Annotated in this window: 8 protein-coding genes and 4 tRNA genes; all 12 read right to left on the bottom strand. The window is 67.2% G+C overall.

The genetic code is table 11. The features are described 5' to 3' along the window. Positions 1-559, bottom strand: a 559-nt coding sequence (locus tag ASD77_RS10410) for a GTP-binding protein (protein WP_156383550.1), incomplete at its 3' end; no start/stop codon positions are given. A 35-nt stretch (positions 560-594) separates the two neighbouring features. Next, positions 595-670, bottom strand: a tRNA-Thr gene (locus ASD77_RS10405). 52 nt (positions 671-722) lie between these two features. After that, positions 723-796, bottom strand: a tRNA-Gly gene (locus ASD77_RS10400). Positions 797-834: 38 nt separating this feature from the next. Then, positions 835-920: transfer RNA gene (locus ASD77_RS10395), tRNA-Tyr, on the bottom strand. Positions 921-1,028: 108 nt separating this feature from the next. Continuing rightward, entirely contained in the window at positions 1,029-2,120 is a 1,092-nt protein-coding gene (gene ychF / locus ASD77_RS10390; protein WP_055940753.1) for a redox-regulated ATPase YchF, read from the bottom strand. A gap of 68 nt (positions 2,121-2,188) precedes the next feature. After that, complete coding sequence (pth, locus tag ASD77_RS10385) at positions 2,189-2,773, bottom strand: aminoacyl-tRNA hydrolase (protein ID WP_055940752.1); 585 nt, start codon at positions 2,771-2,773, stop codon at positions 2,189-2,191. 51 nt (positions 2,774-2,824) lie between these two features. After that, on the bottom strand, positions 2,825-3,478 hold the full coding sequence (locus ASD77_RS10380; RefSeq protein ID WP_055940750.1) for a 50S ribosomal protein L25/general stress protein Ctc: 654 nt from the start codon (positions 3,476-3,478) through the stop codon (positions 2,825-2,827). A gap of 111 nt (positions 3,479-3,589) precedes the next feature. Beyond that, the gene (locus tag ASD77_RS10375) at positions 3,590-4,549 is read right to left on the bottom strand and encodes a ribose-phosphate diphosphokinase (protein ID WP_055940747.1); all 960 of its coding nucleotides are present in this window, start codon (positions 4,547-4,549) and stop codon (positions 3,590-3,592) included. A gap of 37 nt (positions 4,550-4,586) precedes the next feature. Beyond that, positions 4,587-4,662, bottom strand: a tRNA-Gln gene (locus ASD77_RS10370). Then, complete coding sequence (ispE, locus tag ASD77_RS10365) at positions 4,661-5,551, bottom strand: 4-(cytidine 5'-diphospho)-2-C-methyl-D-erythritol kinase (protein ID WP_055940743.1); 891 nt, start codon at positions 5,549-5,551, stop codon at positions 4,661-4,663. The genes ASD77_RS10370 and ispE overlap by 2 nt, the downstream gene beginning before the upstream one ends. Continuing rightward, a complete protein-coding gene (gene lolB, locus ASD77_RS10360) occupies positions 5,548-6,198 on the bottom strand; it encodes a lipoprotein insertase outer membrane protein LolB (protein ID WP_055940738.1) in 651 nt (216 codons plus the stop codon). The genes ispE and lolB overlap by 4 nt, the downstream gene beginning before the upstream one ends. Beyond that, complete coding sequence (locus ASD77_RS10355; protein ID WP_055941265.1) at positions 6,195-7,880, bottom strand: tetratricopeptide repeat protein; 1,686 nt, start codon at positions 7,878-7,880, stop codon at positions 6,195-6,197. The genes lolB and ASD77_RS10355 overlap by 4 nt, the downstream gene beginning before the upstream one ends. Positions 7,881-7,933 lie beyond the last annotated feature (53 nt).

Genomic DNA, 7,933 nt, shown 5'->3' with positions numbered 1-7,933 from the left:
CTTCCATCTCCACCAGCTCCAGCAGCTCGGCGTCGTCCACCATGTCGGCCTTGTTCAGGAACACGACGATGTACGGCACACCGACCTGGCGCGAGAGCAGGATGTGCTCGCGGGTCTGCGGCATCGGGCCGTCRGCGGCCGAGCACACCAGGATCGCGCCGTCCATCTGGGCCGCACCGGTGATCATGTTCTTCACGTAGTCGGCGTGGCCCGGGCAATCCACGTGCGCGTAGTGGCGCGCCGCCGATTCGTATTCCACGTGGGCCGTGGAGATCGTGATGCCGCGCGCCTTCTCTTCCGGCGCCGCGTCGATCGCGTCATAGGCCTTGAACTCGCCACCGAAACGCTCCGCGCCGATCTTCGTCAGCGCCGCCGTCAGCGTCGTCTTGCCGTGGTCAACGTGACCAATCGTGCCCACGTTCACGTGGGGCTTGGTGCGTTCGAACTTACCCTTTGCCATTGTCAGCGCCGCCGTCAGCGTCGTCTTGCCGTGGTCAACGTGACCAATCGTGCCCACGTTCACGTGGGGCTTGGTGCGTTCGAACTTACCCTTTGCCATGGCTGCTGGTTCTCGAGTGGATCAATGGATGGAAGTGGTGCTCACGAAAGGAATCGAACCTTCGACCTCCTCCTTACCAAGGAGGTGCTCTACCGACTGAGCTACGTGAGCGTGAAACCGGTTGTGTCGCCTGGATTGCCGCAGGTCCTGCACGGATGTTCAGTGGAGCGGGAGACGGGAATCGAACCCGCACTAGTAGCTTGGAAGGCTACAGTTCTACCATTGAACTACTCCCGCACCGGGAGACCACTACAACGCCAAACAACAACGAAAACTGGTGGAGGGAGGTGGATTCGAACCACCGAAGGCGTAAGCCAGCAGATTTACAGTCTGCCCCCGTTGGCCGCTTGGGTATCCCTCCGGGATCACCGGACTGACTGGGCCGGGGGCCAAATCAAACCAGGGTGAAACAGCCCGAGATTTTGGCGGGTACCGACCCGTCTGTCAACGCGCCGGACACATTTTTTTCTCAGACGTTGAACCGGAAATGCAGGACATCGCCTTCCTGCACGCGATATTCCTTGCCTTCCAGCCGCAGGCGCCCGGCGTCGCGGGCACCGGCTTCGCCCTTGTACTTCAGGAAGTCGTCGAAGGCGATGGTCTCGGCGCGGATGAAGCCTTTCTCGAAATCGGTATGGATCACGGCCGCCGCCTGGGGCGCGGTCGAGCCGGCCCTGACGGTCCAGGCACGCACTTCCTTCACGCCGGCGGTGAAATAGGTCTGCAGACCCAGCAACGTATAGGCCGCCCGGATCACCCGGTTCAGGCCCGGCTCGTCCAGGCCCAGATCGGTCAGGAATGCATCCCGGTCGGCATCGTCCAGCTGGGACAGCTCTTCCTCGATGGCGGCCGAGACCGGCACCACCTGCGCACCCTCGGTCGCGGCGCGGGCGCGCACGGCGTCCAGGTGCGGGTTGTTCTCGAACCCGTCCTCCAGCACGTTGGCCACGTACATCACCGGCTTCAGGGTCAGCAGGAACAGGTCGCGGACCAGCCCCTTCTCCTCCTCGTCCAGGCCCAGCGCGCGGCCCGGCTTGCCGTCGTTGAGGCCGGCCTGCAGCTTCTGCAGCACGGGCTTGCGGGCGATCGCATCCTTCTCGCCCTGCTTGGCGGAGCGCTCGGCGCGGTTGAGCGCCTTCTCGACGCTCTCCAGATCGGCCAGCGCCAGCTCGGTATCGATGGTGTCGATGTCCGAGAGCGGATCGATGCGGTTGTTGACGTGGATGACGTCGTCGTTCTCGAAGCAGCGCACCACATGGGTGATCGCATCCACTTCGCGGATGTGCGCCAGGAACTTGTTGCCCAGACCCTCGCCACTGGCGGCGCCCGCCACCAGGCCGGCGATGTCGACGAACTCGACCGCCGTCGGGATGACCTTCTGTGGCTTGACGATCTCGGCCAACTGGTTGAGGCGCGGATCCGGCACCGGCACCACGCCCACGTTCGGCTCGATGGTGCAGAACGGGAAGTTGGCCGCGGCGATGCCCGCCTTGGTCAGCGCGTTGAACAGGGTGGACTTGCCGACGTTCGGCAGGCCCACGATGCCGCATTTGATGCCCATATTCGAGGAGTGAGTCGTGAGAAGTCAGGAGTGAGTGGCGCGCGCCCTCACTCCTCACTGCTCTCCACTCAACCCTGCTTCACAGTATGCAACCGCGTCATCGCGTCCATGAAGTTGCCCGCCACCGCGAGCGGCAACACGTCCAGCGCGTCATCGATCGCGCGGGCGATCAGGATTTCATCGTCCTTGCCCGGCTTGCCCAGCACCCAGCCGGTCACCCGGTCCTTGTGGCCGGGATGGCCGATGCCGATCCGCAGCCGGTGGAACTTGCCATGGCCCAGGTGCTGGATGGTGTCGCGCAGGCCGTTCTGGCCGCCGTGGCCGCCATCGAACTTGAGCCGCGCCGCGCCGGGCGCCAGGTCCAGCTCATCATGCGCCAGCAGCGCCTCTTCCGGGGCGATCTTCCAGAAGCGCAGCGCCGCCGCGACCGACTTGCCACTGAGATTCATGTAGGTGGCCGGCTTCAGCAGCCACACCGGCTGACCGGCGACCACGACCTTGGCGGTCTCACCGAACAGCTTGCTGTCCAGCCCGAACCGCTCACCCTGCCGTTCCGCCAGGGCGTCGACAAAATGGAACCCGGCGTTGTGCCGGGTTCGGGCATGTTCGGCACCGGGATTGCCCAGTCCGACGATGAGGCGCAAGCCTGCCATGGGGACGCACCGCGCACCTGCACCCGCCGGAGCGGGCGCAGGCTCACGCGATTACTTGTCGTCCTTCTTGGCGACCTTGGCGGCCGGCACGTCGGCCGACTCGGCCGGCGCTTCCTCGACCTCTTCCTTGCCGTGCTTGGCGATCACGACCGCGACGTCGTGTTCCTTGCCCAGCTTCAGCTCGGGGATGACCACACCGGCCGGCAGCTTGACGTCGGACAGGTGGATCACCGCACCGATGGCCAGGTCGGCCAGGTCGATCTCGATGAATTCCGGCAGGTCCTTCGGCAGGCACTCGACGACGACTTCGTTCAGCTCGTGGGTGACCACGACTTCGGCGGACTTGCCGGCCGGCGACTTGTCTTCGTTGAGGAAGTGCAGCGGCACGGCGGTGCGCAGCGTCTCGTTCTCGTTCACGCGCTGGAAGTCCAGGTGCATGATCTGCTGCTTGAACGGGTGGCGCTGCATGTCACGCAGCAGCACCTTCTGGATGTCGCCATTGAGGCTCAGATCCAGGATCGACGAGTAGAACCAGTCGTGCTGCGAGGCCAGCCAGACCTCGTTGTGGTTCAGCTGGATGCTGACCGGCTTCAGTTCGCCACCGTAGACGATGGCAGGCACGGTGCCCGCGTGACGGAGGCGGCGGCTCGCACCCTTACCCTCGTCTGCGCGGCGCTCGACCTTGATTTCATGTGTCTTAGCCATTTGCTTCACTACCTAGTTGTTGGACCGCCGGGTGGCGATCTGATGAAGGTTCATCCGCGACCAGATGAACCCGAGAAGCCGCCCGCCGAGGTTCCAGCGCGCGGCAGAGACTCAATCCACGTACAGCGAACTGACCGACTCGCCGAAGGCGATGCGGCGGATCGTTTCCGCCAGCAGTTCCGCCACCGACAGCTGGCGGATCTTGCTGCAGCCCTGCGCCTGGGGCGAGAGCGGGATGGTATCGGTGACGACGAGCTCGTCGAGCACCGAGTTGTTCAGGTTGTCCACCGCCGGGCCGGAGAGCACGGGGTGGGTACAGTACGCCGCCACCTTGTTGGCGCCGTGCTGCTTGAGCGCGGCCGCCGCGGCGCAGAGCGTGCCCGCGGTGTCGACGATGTCGTCCACCAGCACGCAGTCCTTGCCTTCCACGTCGCCGATGATGTTCATCACCGTGGCCACGTTGGCGCGCGGACGGCGCTTGTCGATGATCGCGAGGTCGGCGTCATCGAGGCGCTTGGCGACCGCGCGGGCGCGGACCACGCCGCCGACGTCGGGCGAAACGACCAGCAGGTTCTCCGTGCCGTAGGCGCGCCAGATGTCGGCCAGCAGCAGCGGGGAGGCGTACACGTTGTCGACCGGAATATCGAAGAATCCCTGGATCTGGTCGGCGTGCAGGTCCACCGTCAGCACACGGTCGGCACTGACGGCGCCGAACATCTTCGCCGCCACCTTGGCCGTGATCGGCACGCGCGAGGAGCGCATGCGGCGATCCTGGCGGGCATAGCCGAAGTAAGGCACCACCGCGGTGACGCTGCTGGCCGAGGCGCGCTTCAGCGCATCGATCAGGACCAGCAGTTCCACCAGGTTTTCCGCGCTCGGCGCGCAGGTGGGCTGCACGACGAAGACTTCCTGCCGGCGGACGTTCTCCTGGATCTCGACCTGGACTTCGCCGTCGGAGAAGCGCGACACCAGCGCCTTGCCCGGCCGCACGCCCAGCTCGCGGCAGATGCTGTTCGCCAACGGCTTGTTGGCGTTGCCGGAGAAGACAAGCAGGTTGCGTTCGTCTTGCATGGGTCGTCTCGGCAGGCGCGGCGTGAAACTGATGAATTGGCAGGGGCGGAAGGATTCGAACCTACGAATGCCGGGATCAAAACCCGGTGCCTTAACCACTTGGCGACGCCCCTAGGCGTTTTTCTCCGTCCCGCGAACCTGCTCCAGCGCGCGCAGCAGTGGCGATCGCGCGGCGCCCTCCACCACCCAGGCACGCAGCCCGGACGGCAAGGTCGCCAGCGCAGCCTCGGCAGAGGCCCGGTCGGCGAACTCCACGAAGCAGCCGCCGCCGGAACCCGTCAAACGTGGCGTACCGATGTGCGAAAGGGCCTGGAAGACCGCCTCGATGGCAGGCTCCCGGCGACGCACGACCGGCTCGAACGCGTTGCCGAGCAGTGATCCCGAAACGAAGTCCGATATTTTCGCGGGTGCAGCATCACGCGTCAAATCCTGTGATGCGAAAAGGGCCGCCGTGGGCACATGGACGCCAGGATCGACCAGCAGATACGCCGCCGACTGCAGCGTCAGCGGGGTCAATATCTCGCCCACGCCCTCGGCCCAGGCATTCTCACCCCGCACGAAGACAGGCACATCCGCACCCAGTTTCAGCCCCAGCGCCGCCAGCCGATCCGGCCCCAACCCGCAACCCCACAGGTCATCGAGGGCCACCAGCACGGTGGCGGCATCCGACGAGCCGCCCCCGAAGCCACCCCCTGCCGGAATGCGCTTTTCGACGCCAATGTCGGCACCTTCGCTGACATTGGCTTCCTTTTTCAGCAGCTTGGCGGCACGGATGACGAGATCATCAGCTTCGGCGACGCCGGGTGCGGACTCCCCCACTCGCCTGATATCGCCATCGGCACGCGGCCGTAGATGGATCGTGTCGCCCCAGTCCAGCAGCCGGAACACGGTCTGCAACAGATGGTAGCCGTCGTCGCGGCGACCCACGATCTGCAGGGTCAGGTTGAGCTTGGCCGGCGCCGGCCAGGCCGACCAGCCCTCGTCGGCCGGGAAGACGCTCACTGCGGCGCCAGCTGCCACTGGTCGACGGCGACCTTCACCGTCGCGCCCTGACGGCGCGCCTCCATCCGTCGCGGCATGACCGGCTGGGCGCCTTCGGCCGGGAACCAGTCCAGATAGTCCACCCGCCAGCCCTGCTGCGTCAGGGTCCGCACGCGGCCATCGTTGTCGAACTCGATGCCCTCGGCCGGCGTCGCCGGATCGACGACACCGCGGGCCCAGTGCACCATCGAGGCGACCGGGATGTCCCAGCCGGTGGCCTCGCGCAGCAGGCGATCGGCATCGCCCCCCTCGCGCGGCCCGCCTTCCAGCCCCTCCAGGCGCGCGGCGCCGGTGGGCAGGTCGCCACTCAGGCGCCAGCTCTGCCGGGTGATCGGGGCACTCAGGGCGACCCGATAGGTTGCGCCGGTCTGCTGCCAATCGAGGCGGCCACTGCCGCCCTTGCCGTTGGCGTTGACCGCGACCCGGCCCGCGAACGACCAGTCCGGCTGCGACGCCAACCACGCCGCGCGGGTGGCCTGGCCGGCCTGCGCCGCCGCCAGCGCGTCGGGATCGCGCAGGGCAGGAGAATCCACCGCCGGGCCGCGCGTGGCGCAGCCGGCCATCGAAAGGGCCGCCAGCCCCGCCAGCAGGAATCCAGAAACCTTCATGCGCCTGTCTTCTCCAGCGCCCGCAGCAGCGAGCGGTTGTCGGGGTCGAGCTTGCGCGCCTCCTCGAAGTAGCGGCGCGCCTCGTCCTTCTGCCCCATCACCCACAGCACCTCGGCCACGTGGGCGGCGATTTCGGGGTCTTTCTGCAGCGTGAACGCCCGCCGCAGCTCGACCAGCGCCTCCGCATGGCGGCCGAGCCGGTACAGCACCCAGCCGTAGCTGTCGATGATGGCCGCATCGTCCGGCACGGCGGTGCGCGCCCGATCGATCAGCTCTAGCGCCTCCTGATAGCGCGTGGTGCGGTCGGCCAGCGTGTAGCCCAGCGCATTGAGCGCGGCCACGTTGTCGGGTTCGATCACCAGGATGCGGCGGAAGTCGGCTTCCGCATGGTCGATGCGGTCGCGCCGTTCCCAAGCCAGTCCGCGCGAATACAGCAAAGCCAGGTCGTCCGGATAGGCGGCCAGGCCTCGCGCGAACACCTCCAGTTCGCCCGCGTCCTGGCCGTCTTTCTGGCGCAGCTCGGCTTCCATCAGGTAGGCGTCGCGGCGCGTGCCGTCCTCCACGCTGGCGTCGCCCTGCAGCGTGCGGGCGTCGGCGAAGGCCTCGTCGTTGCGCTTGAGGTCAAACAGCGTCTTGATCGCACGCAGCCGGGCTTCGGCCCGTTGTTCGCCCGCCGGCACGCTGCGGTACCAGGTGAGCGCTTCTTCATGGCGCTCGAGGAATTCGGCCATCTGGCCGAGCAGCAAACGGCGATCCGGACTGTACTGGGTCGGCTGGTCCGCGCCGGCGCGCTTCAGCTCTTCGTACAGGGCAGCCAGTGCCGTCTTGTCGTCGGCCTTGGCCAGCAGCTGCGCACGCAACCCGTAGGTCAGCGTGTCCTGCGGCCCCTGCCCCATGGCGCGCGAGGCCGCCGCCGGATCACCCAGCCGGTCGTATTCCTCGGCCAGCTTGAGCCGCAGGGCGGGGTCGGTCGCCGCTTTCGGCAGCAGGCCATCCAGTACCGTGCGCGCCTCCTGCTTGCGGTCGGCCTGCAGTAGCTGGCTCGCCTGCAGCAACGCCACCAGCGGCTCGCCGGAAAAGCGCTTCACCATGCCGCCGACCATGCGCTCGGCCAGGGCCGGCTGGTCCAGTTGCTGGGCAAGCACGGAAAAGCCGAGCCAGGGCTGCAGCTTGTTCGGGATGGCGCCGTCGTCCACCAGTTCCTTCAGCAGCCGCGGTGCCAGCGCCGGATCCTTGCCGCCGCTGCCCAGCGCCGCGAGCGCATACCGCCAGCCGCGGTCATCGGCATCCTTCATCAGCGCGGCCAGTTCCCGGCGTGCGATGCGCGCCTGTCCCTGGCGCAGCGCCAGCGTCGCCTCGGCACCACGCAGGGCCAGCGTGCGCGGGGAACGGGCCCGCCACAGCGCCAGCGCTTCGGTGGCCCGGGCATCGTCCTTCGCCAGCAGCGCGATCCGGGTGGCGCGCTCGGCGAGTCCGGCATCGTCGCCCCGCTTGGCCGCATCCAGGTACCAGTGGGCCGCTTCCGGCAACTGACCGGCCTGCAGGGCGAACTCACCCGCCATGACGGTGGCCAGTGCATCGTCCCGCGTGTCCGCCGGTGAGGCCGCGGACGCGGCGATGGCGGACGGTGCGGCAAGCGCGAGAACCAGCACGGCGATCCAGCTGCGAATCATTTCGGGCATGAACGTCACGTCGGCCGTAAAATGGCGGCCCTGATATGAGCCAGCAGCTTACT

Origin of the sequence: Pseudoxanthomonas sp. Root65 (genome assembly GCF_001427635.1) — a bacterium.
Classification (GTDB): Bacteria; Pseudomonadota; Gammaproteobacteria; order Xanthomonadales; family Xanthomonadaceae; genus Pseudoxanthomonas_A.
The sequence above is the reverse complement of the archived record's forward strand: the minus strand, read 5'-3'. Positions and strand labels throughout refer to the sequence as shown.

Bases quoted from the DNA above. Each gene is read 5' to 3' on its own strand.
- ychF (WP_055940753.1), bottom strand. From the start codon at position 2,120: ATGGGCATCAAATGCGGCATCGTGGGCCTGCCGAACGTCGGCAAGTCC.
- pth (WP_055940752.1), bottom strand. From the start codon at position 2,773: ATGGCAGGCTTGCGCCTCATCGTCGGACTGGGCAATCCCGGTGCCGAA.
- ASD77_RS10380 (WP_055940750.1), bottom strand. From the start codon at position 3,478: ATGGCTAAGACACATGAAATCAAGGTCGAGCGCCGCGCAGACGAGGGT.
- ASD77_RS10375 (WP_055940747.1), bottom strand. From the start codon at position 4,549: ATGCAAGACGAACGCAACCTGCTTGTCTTCTCCGGCAACGCCAACAAG.
- lolB (WP_055940738.1), bottom strand. From the start codon at position 6,198: ATGAAGGTTTCTGGATTCCTGCTGGCGGGGCTGGCGGCCCTTTCGATG.
- ASD77_RS10355 (WP_055941265.1), bottom strand. From the start codon at position 7,880: ATGCCCGAAATGATTCGCAGCTGGATCGCCGTGCTGGTTCTCGCGCTT.